This is a genomic window from Ruegeria sp. HKCCD7221, assembly GCF_013031225.1.
GTDB lineage: Bacteria > Pseudomonadota > Alphaproteobacteria > Rhodobacterales > Rhodobacteraceae > Ruegeria.
In genome coordinates this window covers 421,227-436,420 of record NZ_WPZE01000003.1, presented here as the reverse complement: position 1 = coordinate 436,420, position 15,194 = coordinate 421,227, and the positions used below count along the sequence as shown (strand labels likewise).

Below are 15,194 nucleotides of genomic sequence, written 5' to 3'. Positions count from 1 at the left end.
TTAACCTACCCGAGCCCATGCCGGTCCTTTTGACCTATTGGACTGCGTGGGTCGAAGATGGGACCGTTCATTTCCGCGAGGACCCTTACGAGCGAGATGCTCGAATACTTGCGGCTTTGGACCGATGAACACGTCATCCTAAAAGAGATGCGCAATTCTAAGCGTGCTAAATTGCCAGTAGCATTGGTGACTTCTAATTGGCGGAAATTCGAAGCAGTGTGAGCTGCAATAGGGGAGCACATGAGGGTTTGGCTCGTAAGAATAGTTGGGCTTGTTGCATTTCTAGCCTTCGCTGCAATCGCTTTTGTCTGGTTGTTGCTTGCTGCTCCGATGTTCTCGGACATGCGACGTGGCCTTGTAGAAAGAGTACTATCGGAACAAATTGGTCGGCCTCTATTGGTCAACGATGATGTAAGCGTCGTGCTTGGACGCATTAGTCACATTTACGTCGGCGGGGTGGTCATCCCGAGCCAGACAATGCCGGAGTCACCACTTGTAGAATTGAATCTGCTTGAACTGGAGTTGGACATTGCCGCGTTGACCAATGGACGTCTGCATTTTGACAATCTGGTAGTGGAAGGCCTCCAAGCGAATATTCTTACAGCCGCAGACGGCACAACAAGCTGGCGAAAAAACGGGCCAACACCCAAGCCGGTGTCCGAGGAAACTGTATCAGCGGATGATCAAACAGACGTCGCTAGCGCTGATAGGATCAATGAAAGCGACACTGAAGGCAGTGGGATCCTGAACTTTCTGAGCGACAAGAACGTCAGTTTCACGTCTATCGGGTTAAACATCGACGACAAGGTCTCGGGCTTCTCGTTTGTATTTGACCTCCAGTCACTCGCGCTCGCACTAGTCGACAATGGGCAACGAACAAAGGTCTATGGTTCCGGCTCCGTCAACGGTCAGGGTTTCAATATCGATGGCGACTACCCTCGCGCCGCGCCATTTACGACGCGGGCCAGTTTTGGAGAAATGACCGTGAGCTATGATGGCGAACCCTTCACGGAAGACGAAGGTGGTGGCTATCGAGCTGTATTGGAGATGGACACCGGAGAATTCGGTGATTTTCTGGATGTCATTGGATTGGAACGTGTTTTGGAAGGCAATGGCCAGTTGCAAGCTGAACTCGTGTCCCAAGACGCCCTAAAAATCGAAGCGTTTACAACCACCGTAAGCTTGGAGGGAGGGCAGAAACTTGAAGCTGAGGGTTCAATAGATGACCTCTACACCGCTCAGGGCGTCGATCTGCTTTTCAATGCGCGGCTTCATCCCGAAGGACAGCCGCCGCCAGCAGCAAAAAGTATCCAAGAGCTGAAATTCACCGGCTTTGAAATGCATATGGTCGGATCTCTGACGTCCTTCGAATTCGAGAAGCTACTTTTTCAAACAAATGCGTTTGACCAGGGGTTAGACGTAATCGGTCCAGCCTCTATCGAAACCATTCGTCGCATGCCGGACGGCCGGCTCGCCATGCTGGGCATCGCGCTGCAAGCCGGTCCAATTGAAGAGCCTGTCCTGAAAGCCGAGGGGGAAATTCTCGATCTGCTTCAGCTTCAGGACGTAACTTTCGATGGTGAGCTGAACGGGCCCGCCAAGTTGATTTTTCCCAACCTCGATAAAAGCTACGTAGACCAATTCGGCGGTATCGAAGCTGATTTCAACATATCCAATACAGGCGGCCCGGTTTCTCTCAATAGGTTCAATGCTACCAACTATGGCACCGAACTATGGGCGCTCGATCTCGCACTATCTGTCAACGAACTCAAAGGTCTGGCCGGTCTCGATTTCGATGTGGAACTGGATGTCGACGACGGTGCCCAGTTTCTGACCGCGCTCAACCTGCAACCTGTTGAAATCGGAGCACTCGCTATCGATGCTGAAACCTCCAGGCAGGGTGAAGACTTTGATGCCGCAATCCAGTTCGAGGCCGGGTCTTCGCATCTTCGTGCAGCTTTGGATGCACAGTTTCCCGAAGGTGCATCCGTCGTCCGTGGCAACATCACGAGTGAAAAGCTCGACCTCAACGACCTGAAGAACCTGACTGCCGTGTTGGACCAACTGAAAAGCTTGATGGGCGAGGCCTCAAAAGAACCTGACGCCGAAGTTCAGCCCTTGGTTTTGCCGAAGGAGACAGATGTCCAGCCCCTGGTGTTGCCAAAGGAAAAAGGGAAACCTGCCGATCTTCTGGATGTGCAACGCGTGCTAAGAGAAGCTGACGTCGAGGTACAAATCGAATTCAAAGAGATTTTAGGCCAACAACGCGTAACATCTGTTTCCAGCCAAATGTCTGCCAAAGAAGGAACCGTGGATTTCGGACCTCTTCAGATGTCTTATGGCGGCGGAAACTTCAGCCTGCGGGCGGTCATGGACCTGATTGACTCACCTGATTGGCTTTCATTGTCAGGATCGACCTCAGGATGGGAATTTGGTGAAATCCTTGATGAATTGGGAATTGGAATTGATGCCTATGGCCGTTTGAGCGGTGAGTTCAACGTTTCTGGCAATACTGCCTCGGGCAAGGCCTTCATCAACTCGATGCGCGGCAACGCGTCTTTGTCGATGTCGCAGGGCTATATCAGCACCAGCTTATTGGAACTGGCGGGGCTGGGCATTTTCCCCTGGCTGTTTTCAGAGGAGTTCAGAAAAGGCTACACCGACATAACTTGCGTCGTTGCCCCGGTTGATATCCAGGCCGGACAAGTCAGTTCAAATTCCATCGTAATAGAAACAGGATCGGTTCAATTGGTTGCAAGGGGGCAAGTGGATTGGCTGAATGATACGATAGCAATAAGAGCGGAGCCGCGGCGCGTTGGCAAACCCCTATCCCGAAGCGCCTGGCCCTTTGATGTGACTGGCCAGCTTTCGTCGCCAAAGTTCAAGCTTGATGTGGGCGGGTCCAGAAACAAGGCCCCTGAAGGCGCTGATGCTATGCCTGCCGACAGGCAACCCTGTGTGCCAGACATCAATCAATTGCAGTAATCGGACGCACCTAGTTCTTCAGTGGTTCCGGCTGTTCGGCCTGACACGCCAGAACCGCTTCGATTGCTTTTGCAGACCCGCTGAGATCTAGTTCAACCTCAGCCCCGCTTTCACCAATAATCGTGACACTTTGGCGTTTTCCAAACTCGGTCACAAATGCCGGGTTGTCGAAAAAGGCGTAACCACCGGGCACGCCATTCTTAAAGACACCCACCGCTTCGCCTTCAAACTTCGCATCACCAAAATCGAACTGTACGACCCCGGTCGCCCCATCCTCGATTTGAATCCAGGCCGGATTAAAAGCGGCAAAAAAGCCGCCGGCCTGATTGGGTGCTGCGCCGATTTCAACGGTCATATCATTTTCAAAGGGCTTCCATGCGAGACAGCCGTTGCCCTTTTCGGGATCAATCAGGATTGTCCAGTCGCCGGTTTCACCCCACCGCTCCATACCAGCGGCATGAAGTAAGCTTGCAAAAAACAAAGCCAATGTTGTCAGCACATACCTGTACATTTTTAACCCCAGATTAGTTTTGAAGGTTTACCCATCCTACCGATCAAGGAAGATCAATCAAACGATACAGAAGAAGCTTATTCAGGACACAAGTTGTTGGAGCGCAACGGTTGAGCCTGCTTCCTGTTCATAGCCGTATACGCTGCTATTGGAAGGAATGCCCGGTTTGAGCAGTCTTCTGCACTTTGCAAAGTCCGCTTTCTGTGCATTGCTGTCATTGGGACATCGCGCAGCATCAGTCAAAATGGGCTCTAACCAGTCCTTCGCTGCACTCGCCTTGAACGTCCGCTCCACCCCCCAAGCCGCCAGCACCAGCGACCAGTCTTCAGCCCCCGGAATCGATCGTCAGCGGTCGTCTCAGCGCCAGTGGAAGGTTGGTCTAGCGGTCCCGTAGCGGCTCTTTCAGTGCCAGTAAACGGCCTCACTAGCGGTCAGAAATGCCCCGTGCTTACCCTCCAAATGCCCCCGCAACCGCCCCACTTCAGGTCACCGGTTGAAAAAGCCGATAACAATCATCGGTGGGCAAGGATTCCTACCACCCCAGCCAGTCCTTCAGAACATGGAACGACAGCAGGCTCTTGGGTCGCTGATACCCGAGAAATGCCCCAGTTTATGCCCCAGCTGTTTCGGGTGTTACGGGTGTTGAGGGTGGGCCCTCAGAGGTCTTTGAAGGCCCATGCCACGGGTCATAGAAGGTCGCGATCGACGCCATTCGCCCAGAAGTCCCAGTCGTCGCGCTTGTTATCCGCCGCCGACCCCTCAATCAGGTGCTCCGGACGGACGCAGCGCTCGTTATGACAGCGATGGCGAACCACCGTTACCTCATCGATCACCGCCCGGTTAACAATGCGTCAAAAACTGTGAGCCTGTGTAATCGACTTCACTGTCAAGGAATGATCCCTGAGCAATCATCCGAATTGAAGTGGTTAAATTAATACATCCGAGAACAGCGCTCAGTGCCCGCTTCGAAATTATTTAATGGCGAAGCGCTGCTTTTAAAAAAGCGACGAAATAACTGCACGAGCTAGAAGCATGACACTACGGTCTTTTCGAGAACGCGTTATTCAAACTTCAACTTTTGAATTGATCGGCATTGCATTCGTTTCCCCCGTCTATGCTCAATTTACTGGCTCGTCGATGGCGCACGGGTTTACTATAATCGCCATTCTGTCGGTCGCGATTTTGGTTTGGTCTCCGATCTACAACACTTTTTTCGACATAGTGGAAAGGCGTTATACTAGTCGGTTAGCCTGCAAACGCCCGCATCGGCTTCGTTTTATTCATGCCACAATGCATGAGGTGTCAGCGGTATTGATAACCTGCCCTCTGCTTATGTGGATTGGAGGTCATACATTGGCGGGCGCATTGGCCTTCAATGTCGGCTTAACGCTAACCTATTCTGTATACACTTATTTTTTTCACATTGTTTTCGATCACTTGCGTCCGGTGCAAAAAACGACGGTATCCGAGATTCCAGCCGAATGATTCACTTCGACCGGATTTTTACTGTGAGTCTAAATGTTGACCCGGTATTTAACTGATGTCGAAATACTGCCAGCGCTAGAAGAAACGTACTGCGGACTTTCCAGTCGATCGACCAGCGTAGAGCGATTGGCGCACCCGCCGAAAGAAGAGCTGGAGTAGGATACAAAGTGCTCAGCCAGCAACCCGCATTGCTGTCACTAGCAGCAATTGCTGAGCTCTAAATACAGCTAACATCAGGATGCTCGCAATCCTATCGCCGAAGACTGCAAAGTTTCCGCTTGTTGAGCACTTACTGCTGTCGCGTAATTGCTTGTTGCAGGGCGGTAGTCTGAACGCCTTCCCACGCTCGCCACAATATGATCTATCATGCAGCGTCCATTGCCAAAGGATGTTGAAGGGAAGCGTTATGACAGCGATAAGTTTTGCTGATTGGGGAGCTATCGCTGACCGGCCAGACAGCTCTCGCGAAGAAAGGCTTCAACACCGTTTTTTGATCGCTACGGGTCTCGTCATGTCTGGAGGTGGCCTTCTTTGGGGAGCGGTGGCGTCGGGAATGGGTCTGTATCTGCAAAGCCTCGTTCCTTTCGGGTATGTGGTTTTGACAGCGATCAACTTTGGCGCATTGCGGTGCACCAAGAACTTCAAATTCGCACGGGCCTTTCAGATTTTCATCAGCATCCTGTTGCCGTTTGTATTTCAATGGTCGTTGGGAGGTTTGGTGGCTTCTGGTGGCACAATGCTTTGGTCAATGCTCTGTCTCACAGCAGCTCAATCTTTTGGCGGACGCATTATGTCCCGTTTATGGTTGGGTTTTTTCGTTTTATTGGTTTTTGTGTCTCTGATTATTGAGGTCAACAACCCGCCGCCTCTGCACCTTTTCCAGGACGCTGAACTTATAAAGATCCCTTTATACTTGTTCACAATGAACTTTCTTGCAGTATCGCTTGCCATATTCGTGCTTGTTAGCTTTTTCATGCGTCTAAGGAGGCAAATGGGGCAAGCTCTGGAAAGACGAAACACGGCTTTGGCGCAATCGCGGGAGGCTTTGGTTCAAAGCGAAAAAATGGCTGCGGTGGGCGAGTTGGTTGCAGGCGTCGCGCATGAGCTCAACACACCACTAGGAGCAATTCGGGCATCGAATGACAATCTGAGCCGAGCTATCAAAAACATCCTAACGGGTTGGCCCGAACTGAATGATGCAAGTAACAAGCAGGAACTCGCAGGCGTTACGAGCTTGATGAGGGTCATCGAAACAAGTGAAGGCGAGCTGACGACCAGAGAAGAAAGGCAAGTACGAAAGAGCTTGGCGGTCAAATTGGCTGATCTTGGATTTCAGGAAGCAACCCAGAAAAGTTCTGAGTTGGTTGAGATTGGTCTACGCGATATCGACCTTGATCAAGCAAGTGTCTTGCGCAGCAATCGTTGGCCCTTGGTCTTTGCCCAGCTGCGGTCTTTTGCGAGCCTTAATCGGAACTGCAACACAATCAAAATGGCCGCTGAACGGTCATCCAAAATCGTCTTTGCGCTCAAGAATTACGCGCATCCCGGCACCAAGGGCGAGTTCACTAATGGGTCTGTCGCAGAGAACCTAAATACCGTTCTTACGCTTTATCAAAATCTAATCAAACGCGGCGTTCGTGTTGTTACAAGATACGATGTAGACACCGTTATTTCGGCAGATCATGACGCCCTAAACCAAGTATGGACAAACCTTATCCACAACGCGCTGCAGGCCATGGATTATGACGGCACATTGACTTTGGAAGCCCGGATGAATTCCGAAGAGCTCATCGTAAGTGTTGAAGATACCGGGTTTGGAATCTCGCCTGATCGGATCGATAGAATATACGAACCATTCTATACGACCAAAGAGATCGGCGAAGGTACGGGCCTTGGTTTGTCCATCAGCATTGATATTGTACGTCGCCATGGCGGCACGATGACGGTGAACAGCACACCCGGCCAAACAGAGTTTACAGTGCGGATTCCAAGGGTGCAAAAACAAGAGCAGGAAGAATTGACGGATGGATGAATTAGTACGCTTGGGCGAGCACTTGAAGGGCCGCCCTACATTGCTATGCGTCGACGATGAACGGATCGTTCTGACCAGCCTGCAAGAGCAACTGCGAAACTCGTTGCCTCAAGTGACCATTGAAATCGCCGAGTCAGGAGAAGAGGGCCTCGAAGTATTGGAAGATTTGATGACAGACGGCGTTGCTGTACCCGTTGTTGTCTCGGATCAGCTTATGCCTGGTATGCGAGGAGAAGAGTTTCTGGCTAAGGTTCACGAGCGTTCGCCAAGTACTCTCAATATACTTCTCACCGGACAAGCCACAGCGGACGCAGTTGGTGCTGCGGTCAATCAGGCGCGTCTGTATCGGTACATTGGCAAACCCTGGGCAGAAAATGATCTGACCCTGACTGTAAGCGAGGCCATCCGCTCCTGGGCCAGCTCAGTTGCACTCAAACTGAAAGACGAGGAGTTGCGCGACACGCATGAAGCGAGTTTGCGATTTGTGCCACAGGAGTTTCTGAATGTTCTGGGTAAAGATCGACTGATGGACGTGCGCGAAGGATTGTCTGTCGAAAGCTCAATGCAAGTAGTTTTCGCAGACATGCGCTCCTATTCTACGATTGCATCAAGTCTGGGCCCGAAGCCCGCTTTCGATCTCTTGAATGAGTTCGTGAACATCCTTGAACAGGAGTTTCGCGCTACAGGCGGGTTTATTAGCGGCCTCGAAGGAGATGGTGTGCTGGCCCTTTTTTCAAGCAACGCCGACGATGCCGTGCTAGCGAGCATCAATGCTCACAAAAAGCTCATTGAACGCGGCCAAAACGGCAAGAACGAACCACTGTTTGAGATGGGGTCGGCTGTTCACTCTGGTACACTCATTATGGGGACCGTAGGAAACAGCGAACGCTTAAAATGCGATGTCGTCGGTGATCCTGTTAACTTTTGCGCCCGTTTGGAGAGTGCGACGCGAACCCTGGAAACACCCATGCTGATCTCTGACCGTGTCGCGTCAGAGTTGGCTGGAGACATGCAGCTTCGCCGGATTCCTGGTTTGAAGATCAAAGGGCGATCGGAAACGGCAACGGTTTTTGAAGTCTTAGATGCATTGCCCGAAGAATTGACTGCGGCACGCATACGGACGCTCGAAAAATTCAATGAAGCGATGGCGCATTTTGAGAATGGCGATGCCCCAATGGGACGTCTTTGTCTTTCTCAGGTTGCGGAACGTGATCCGAGCGACAAAACGGCACAAAATCTTCGTGGTTTGTTTCAGTAAAGTTTTGCAGCACCTCGCTTGGAAACTTCACTGCTATGAGCGGGCCCTAGCCCCAGCCAGCCAAACCCCCAACCGCCAGCACCAGCGACCAGTCTTCATCCCCCGGAACGACTCGTCAGCGGTCGTCTCAGCGCCACTGGGCGGTTTTAGCGATATCGTCAGCACCCAGTCAGCACACGATAACAGCCTCTCTAGCGGTCAAAATGCCCCGTGCTCATTCCGCTGACGCTCCATTCCGCCCCCGCAACCGCCCCAGTTTCTCGAGCTTCGCCAAAAAGCCGATAACAATCATCGGAGGGCAAGGATTCCTACCACCCCAGCCAGTCCTTCAGAACATGGAACGACAGCAGGCACTTGGGGCTAAACCCTCCGAGAAATGCCCCAGTTTATGCCCCAGTGGTTTCGGGTGTTACGGGTGCCGAAGGTGGGCCCTCAGAGGTCGTTGAAGGCCCATGCCACAGGTCATAGCAGGTCTCGATCGACCCCGTTCGCCCAGAAGTCCCAGTCGTCGCGCTTGTTAACCGTTCGCGCATACTTCGGCATCAAGAAGAAAGAGCTCGTTGTGGACATCGGAGGCTGTGCAACATCTGCTCAGGATCGTGTCAGCGCCTGACCGCGGACGGCCCATTGCGGACATTTAGGACGGAATTCAAATGCTGCGGTGGCATACCGGTCTGCGGACATCCGCAACAGTGGCGCAAGCTCTTCATTGTTCACTGATTCCGCCAAGCCACGTTCGTGTCGCTTCAAGCCCCTTGCGCAAGATAGAAAACATCTGCTCAATTTCACTTTCGCTTATGATAAGGGGCGGTGAAAGAACACACATGTTGATAATAGGTCGAACTAATAACCCACGTTTTTGGCATTCTATATCGATCTGGCCGCCAATCTCGTAGTCGCATCCCAGATCACTCCGGGGATCACCATCGACTGAGCATTGTACGCATCCCATCAACCCCATCCCGCGCACATCGGCAACGATATCAATCTGTCGCAAATGCTGCAGCTGATCCTGAAAAACCGGAGCGACCTTTTGAACGTGTTCGAGAAGTTTTTCCCGCTCTATGATCTCAATGCTCTTCAAACCCGCAGCCGCGCTAACCGGATGACCAGAATAGGTGTAGCCATTTGAGAAGGTCGCATCTTTTCCTCCAACGTCTGCGATCAATCGGTCAGAGATAACCGCGGCACCCATCGGCGCATACCCAGATGTCATTCCTTTGGCACAAGTGATTATGTCAGGCTGAATGCCGAAAACAGCATCTGACGAAAACCAATGGCCCAATCGCCCAAATGCCGTCACCACTTCGTCGGAGATATATAGAACATCATACTTCTTGCAGATGTTTAGGCAGCCTTTGTGGTATCCATTCGGCGGCACGATCACGCCGCCAGATGCCAGAACCGGTTCGGCGATAAAAGCGGCAACGTTTTCGGGGCCAAGAGCTACAATGGCGTTTTCAAGATCGGAAATTTTCTCCTTTAGAAAACTCTCGTCGCTTTGACCAGGTGAACGGTAGAGCGGATTCACGTCGGGCAGGAAATGTGCGAGGTCATCCGCCTTGTCTAGCCAAAGCCTGTCACGCTCTTTTCCACTGACGCTGGCCGCCAGATAAGTGCTTCCGTGATAGGCTTTTTGCCTTGAAATGATCTTCTTTTTCTCGGGCCGACCCAAAAGGTTGTTTCGAAAGTGGACAAAGCGGATGGCCGTATCCACCGCAGTCGAACCGCCGGTGGTAAAAAAGACATTGTTCAAGTCGCCCGGCGCACGTTTGGCGATTTCGCGTGCGAACAGCGCGGCAGTTGAGTTGGCGTTGTTGAAGGGAGAGAAATAGGCGAGGTTTCGAGCCTGCTCAGCCATGGCCTCGGCCATCTCCTCTCGCCCATAACCGATCTGAGTGCACCACATCCCGCCTGGTCCGTCGATCAAGCGTTCGCCTATTTCGTTAACCACATGGATGCCGCTGGCACCTTCGATAAAAGTGCGGTCGCTTTTGCCCAAAGTTGCCATTCCTTCCCACGGGTGCAGGAAATGGTCGTTGTCCCAGTGCTTGGCGTTAGAGTTATCCACGGCGGGCCATGCTTTCTGCGCTCATCACAATTGGGAACTCTTCGCGCACCTGAGCGTCTGAGGCGCCGAAGTAGTTGGGGAAATGGCTGTCGAGAATGGAATTGGCCTTGTCACGGGCGCGGTCCAATAGATCAGTTTTGCCTTCGTTTTCCCATGTATCTGTACGCTCACGATCCATGAGCCGCGGGTAGACAAATTCGGTGTTCATATAGTTCAGCGTGTGAGGGTTACCGAGGAAATGACCTGGGTCGATGGCACACTGGTGGATCACATCTACCGCCATGGTTTCATCCGTGACCTCTATCCCGCGCAACGATCGCAGGATCATACCACCCGCTTCGTCATCGATGACCATACTTTCAAAGCTGCATCCCATCAGGCTACCCATCATACCGCCGAACTCGCACAAACGATTGGCACCGGCATGGGCGGCAAGCGTGAAGGTCAGTGCTTTTTCCAACCCGTATTGCGCGTCGGGTATTTTTGCATCGGTCATGCCTGCGCCAACGGATGTGGGAAGGCCGTAGAAATTGCCCATCTGAATGGCTGCCGCCCCGATGAGAGCCTGTTCACCGCTGCCGCCGGTGAACGATCCGCTACGCAGGTCTGTGATGAAGGGCCAGGCGGCAAAGCAGACCGGACAGCCCGGTGTGATGAGGTTTACAATGGCAACACAGGCCAGCGTTTCGGCCACGGTTTGCACCAGTGTTCCCGCAAGCGTCGCGGGGGCTGTGGCCCCGGCCTGAGGAGGCACGGCCAGATCGACAGTTAGACCAAGTTTGGCAGTATCAATCAGGATTTCCATGTTCTCCTTGCCGATCCGCAAGGGGGAAACCATTGGGCAGCCGCCAAATATGACGCTTGGCTTCTTCATGAAAGCCCCTTCACCACCGTGAGCCAAATCAAACATGCGGATGGCATGCGGGATATGGCTGCGGTCGCGAAAGGTCAGACAGGCAGGCTTTTGGCTGCCTGCGAGCATCGCATATATGGTGTTCATGTCGTGAGCGAAATCATCGGTCACGTCGGTGGCCAAAACTGTGTCGCCCAGCATATGGATGTTGTCCAAGCGGTCCACTAGTCGGGTGAAATCATAAACGTCGCGCAGAACCGATGGACGATAGGACTTGGTCTCGGAATCGAAGGTTGTGACGGCGGTGCCAGAGTTGGCGAAATAGACACTCTCGGCCGAGCAATACATGTCGTCTTTGCCTGCACGCTCACCGCGGGCATAGACATAAAACTCTCTGGCGGCAGCCGCCAGGATGTCTTCCATAAGGGCGCGGGGGAAGCACAGCCTATTGAGGTCATTCAAAACTGCGCCTTTGGGAAGCACCAGATCAAGCAATTCCGGGAAATGGTCGGTAACGCCTGTGTTTTCCACAACGGTTAAGGCCGCTTGATGGATGTTCTCCATATCTGCTTGGGTCAGCGGTTTATAGCGGCCGCCACTTAGGCCTCCACGTACGGCCTCATTGCCCGTGGTAGCCTGTTGAACCTTGATGCGCGCGGCGCGTCCGCCGCCGCCGCGACGGCGTAATTTTGCCTCAGCCATGACCGGACATCCTTTGTTCTGGGTCCGGGCTGATCATGTTGAAATAGAAATCGTAGAAGTCCTGGATCGAGGTTTCCATCTCGCCCAAGGGGCCCGGTTGGAAGTATTGAGAATTTACGCCGGACTGGTTGTGGCGAATGATGCGTTCGTCATCCAAAGATGTGACATGCCAAAGCCAGGTCAGGTCTTCTTTGTCGTAGTCTTCGCCTTCTTCGGCGTCAGCGCGAACCAGCCAGACCACCTGAATGTCGGTTTCCTGTAAGCCTCGTGGAATGAAGCGGTAGCCGACCATGTGATCCGAATAAATCAGGAACCAATTCAACGGACCAATATCAAAGTCTGTTGCGCCACCGTCGAAGCCTTTGAGCGTTCCAAGCAATGGTGCAAGTGCCTCGCCCGATTGGCTGCCGGTTTTGTAGCCTTGGTAAAGCGGATAGCGACGATAGTACCCGCTGGTAAATGGGGTCAGCGCAGCGTCGCCGACAAGAGTCAATTCATTGGGTGACAGCCCGGCTTCTACAGCCCTAGCCTTTAGCGGTTCGACCAAACCAGCCATGTCTTGCGGTGATTTCAAGCTATGGGAGCGAGAATACTCTTTGTGAGCTGGCCCGCAGTGGTAGCATTCAAGGTAGTTCTCAACCGCTAGTTTCCAATTCGCGGGAACAGGAAATGACGCGGTATGCGCTACTTTCAAATCGTTCAGGCCATAGGGTTCGACGAGTGGCTCAAGTTTGCTGAGGACAGGATCAAGTGATGGGGTGTTTGCATCGGCACAGACAAAGATCAGGCCCTTGAAGACACTCACCTGAACGGGAAGAAGCCCAAACTTTGACGGGTCGAATTGTTCCCCCATATTGTGACTTGCACGAAGTTTTCCTGATAGCTCATATGTCCATGCGTGGTAGGGGCAAACAAGAACGCGGGCGTTGCCGGATTGTTCAGTGCAGACGCGAGATCCGCGATGGCGGCAGACATTCAAATGAGCACGAATGTCGCCATCGCGGTCGCGAACAACGATAATGCTCTCCGGGCCATAGTCTAACAGGAAGTAGTCACCGGGGCTTGGGATTTGACTGACGTGACCTGCCCAAAGCCAGTTGCGGTTCCAGACCCGGGCGATGTCATAGTTATAGATGTCTTGGGAGGTATAGAATTCGCGCGGCAGGGCGTGGCCGTACTGGTGCGAGGCTATCAGCGCATCCAACTCAAACGGTCGGCTGTTCATCTCGTTTCCTCCAAATCGATTATCTCGCGGCGAAACCAATCCTGGTCTGCTTCTGCCTTGGGGCGTTCAAAATCACGGGCCGCGCGGTGGCCCGCGAAGACTGCGTCGACGATCAGCCCTGGAGAAGCGGCATCGCCAATAAGTTCGACGGTTTTCAACCTGAGCCCGCGCAAGCTGTCATATAGCGTCGTCTCACGCTGACGTTCAGTGACCAGAATTGTCGAGGCACATGGAATATCCATTTCGCGACCAGTAAAGGCACAACCGATGCGGGCCATGTCACCTTGAACCGCCGTCAGCACCTGATTGCAACGAATGTCGATACCAAGCTCCATCAGACGGGCCTGAATGCGAGGCTGCTCCAAAGTATTGATGGAGTAAGCTGAAACCAAATTCTCCGGCGTGACAAAGACCACCTGGTATCCTGCCGTCGCCAATTTTTCGGCGATCACTCCTGCCAGATAGATATGATCGTCATCATAGATCATGACCGGGCCATCAGGCGGTAGAACACCATTCATTATGTCATCAGGCGTCAGCACATTGGCGCTTTGCTCGATCTGTGGCACATGGCGCTGGGTGTTACGGCCCATGCCGTCGGTTCGCCAACGGCTGCCGGTGGCCACAAAGACGTGTTCGACGCCCAGCTCTGCCACTTGATCGCCATCAAGCCTGCTGTCAGTGAAAAGCTGAACGTTGCCGCGTTGCTTTAAATCATGCAGACGATAGTCGACGACGCGGGACCAAGCTGCGAGGCCGGGAAGTTTGCTTTCCTTCGTAACCCGCCCGCCCAATTCGGCTGACGCTTCGGCCAAGGTCACCTGATATCCTCGCCTTGCCAACTGCATGGCGCATTCAAGACCGGCAGGGCCACCGCCAACAACCAAAATATCCGCGTTGCTCTTTTTCGGCGCGATGATCTCGGGGTGCCAACCGCGTCGCCATTCCTCACCCATCGTAGGGTTTTGAGTGCATCGGATCGGGATACCCAGATTGTCCGACGACACGCAGATATTGCAGCCGATGCATTCGCGGATTTCGTCGATCCTGCCTTCCCCGATCTTTTTTGGTATGAAAGGGTCCGCAATGGATGGCCGCGCGGCACCGATAAGGTCGACAATTCCTTTTTTGACCATCGACAGCATCATGTCGGGGGATGTCAGGCGACCGACACCAACCACAGGTTTTTGGGTGATCTGTTTAACGTGGGACAGAAACGCGTTCTGATATCCGTCCTCTGGCTGAAAACGAGTCGTGGCACTGTCATTGGACCAGTCAGCCACATTCACATCCCATAGGTCAGGAAGATCGGCCAAAAGCTCGACAACGGCGCGGCCTTCTTCTCCTACCTGCATGCCCCCGGCACCCATCATCTCATCAATAGCAAAACGGAACGCCACAGCGCAGCTGTCGCCCACGGCTTCGTGAGTGTCTTCCAGCAGTTCACGTGTCAGACGCACGCGGTTTTCGAGCGACCCACCATATTCATCGCTACGCTGGTTCATATGCGGCAGCATGAAATGTTGCGCCAATGTCATGTTGTGCCCGGCATACACATAAATGATGTCAAATCCGGCATCTTTCGCGCGCAAGGCGGCCTCGCGGTGCCAACGGCGAAATTCCCGAATGTCGGCTTTATCCATAGCCCGCGCCTGCTTGGGGTGTGTAGTGTCGACAGACATTTCGGAAGGTGCAAGAACCGGGGCGCGGGTAAGCAGGTTTTGCGCATGATTGCCGTTATGAACCAGCTGGATAGCCGCCAGCGCACCATGTGCATGCACTGCGTCTGTCATCAGCCGCAACGCGGGCACATCGCGCGCGTCCCATAGCCGCCCTTCGGCGTAAGGAGAAAGGTCAGAAGTCGGGTGAATCTCGGTCTCCTGATTGGAAACCACCGCCCACCCGCCTTCGGCCTTCATTCCACGAACGGCAGCATCCGCCCTTGGTCGGAGGTGCCCCAGCCCGGTGCAATGAGGCACCTGATAGAAGCGGTTCCTGGCAGTGACTGGCCCGATCTGAACCGGTTCCAAGAGCATAGCATATGGGTTCGCGTCTGACATGTTCACGCGTTT

Annotated in this window: 10 protein-coding genes; 4 read left to right on the top strand and 6 right to left on the bottom strand. The window is 53.2% G+C overall.

Annotated elements, in window-relative coordinates; genetic code table 11:
- Positions 1-240 precede the first annotated feature (240 nt).
- Positions 241-2,985, top strand: coding sequence for an AsmA family protein (locus GOX73_RS11105; protein WP_171127064.1), 2,745 nt, complete (start codon positions 241-243; stop codon positions 2,983-2,985).
- 10 nt (positions 2,986-2,995) lie between these two features.
- Here the strand turns inward: GOX73_RS11105 and GOX73_RS11100 are convergent, their stop codons facing one another.
- Complete coding sequence (locus tag GOX73_RS11100; RefSeq protein WP_171123293.1) at positions 2,996-3,496, bottom strand: hypothetical protein; 501 nt, start codon at positions 3,494-3,496, stop codon at positions 2,996-2,998.
- 686 nt (positions 3,497-4,182) lie between these two features.
- Positions 4,183-4,311 carry an HNH endonuclease gene (locus GOX73_RS21045; protein ID WP_170601827.1) on the bottom strand — a complete coding sequence of 43 codons (129 nt, stop codon included), beginning with the start codon at positions 4,309-4,311 and terminating at the stop codon, positions 4,183-4,185.
- 217 nt (positions 4,312-4,528) lie between these two features.
- On the opposite strand from GOX73_RS21045, the gene GOX73_RS21040 reads away from it, so the two are divergent.
- The 3 genes from GOX73_RS21040 (at position 4,529) to GOX73_RS11080 (ending at position 8,271) form a co-directional block, all read left to right on the top strand.
- Positions 4,529-4,981 carry a PACE efflux transporter gene (locus GOX73_RS21040; protein WP_170601829.1) on the top strand — a complete coding sequence of 151 codons (453 nt, stop codon included), beginning with the start codon at positions 4,529-4,531 and terminating at the stop codon, positions 4,979-4,981.
- Between the two features lie 406 nt (positions 4,982-5,387).
- Positions 5,388-7,013, top strand: coding sequence for a sensor histidine kinase (locus GOX73_RS11085; RefSeq protein WP_171125936.1), 1,626 nt, complete (start codon positions 5,388-5,390; stop codon positions 7,011-7,013).
- Positions 7,006-8,271, top strand: coding sequence for a response regulator (locus GOX73_RS11080; RefSeq protein ID WP_170560081.1), 1,266 nt, complete (start codon positions 7,006-7,008; stop codon positions 8,269-8,271). The genes GOX73_RS11085 and GOX73_RS11080 overlap by 8 nt, the downstream gene beginning before the upstream one ends.
- 706 nt (positions 8,272-8,977) lie before the next feature.
- On the opposite strand, the gene GOX73_RS11075 is transcribed toward GOX73_RS11080, so the two are convergent.
- The 4 genes from GOX73_RS11075 to GOX73_RS11060 are packed head-to-tail and all read right to left on the bottom strand — an operon-like array spanning position 8,978 to position 15,182.
- Complete coding sequence (locus GOX73_RS11075) at positions 8,978-10,282, bottom strand: aminotransferase class III-fold pyridoxal phosphate-dependent enzyme (RefSeq protein WP_234899391.1); 1,305 nt, start codon at positions 10,280-10,282, stop codon at positions 8,978-8,980.
- Positions 10,283-10,334: 52 nt separating this feature from the next.
- Positions 10,335-11,897, bottom strand: a complete 1,563-nt coding sequence (locus tag GOX73_RS11070; RefSeq protein ID WP_171125939.1) for a trimethylamine methyltransferase family protein — start codon at positions 11,895-11,897, stop codon at positions 10,335-10,337.
- A complete protein-coding gene (locus GOX73_RS11065) occupies positions 11,890-13,122 on the bottom strand; it encodes an aromatic ring-hydroxylating dioxygenase subunit alpha (protein ID WP_171125941.1) in 1,233 nt (410 codons plus the stop codon). Before GOX73_RS11065 ends, GOX73_RS11070 begins: the two co-directional genes overlap by 8 nt.
- A complete protein-coding gene (locus GOX73_RS11060) occupies positions 13,119-15,182 on the bottom strand; it encodes an FAD-dependent oxidoreductase (RefSeq protein ID WP_171125943.1) in 2,064 nt (687 codons plus the stop codon). Before GOX73_RS11060 ends, GOX73_RS11065 begins: the two co-directional genes overlap by 4 nt.
- Between the last annotated feature and the right edge of the window lie 12 nt (positions 15,183-15,194).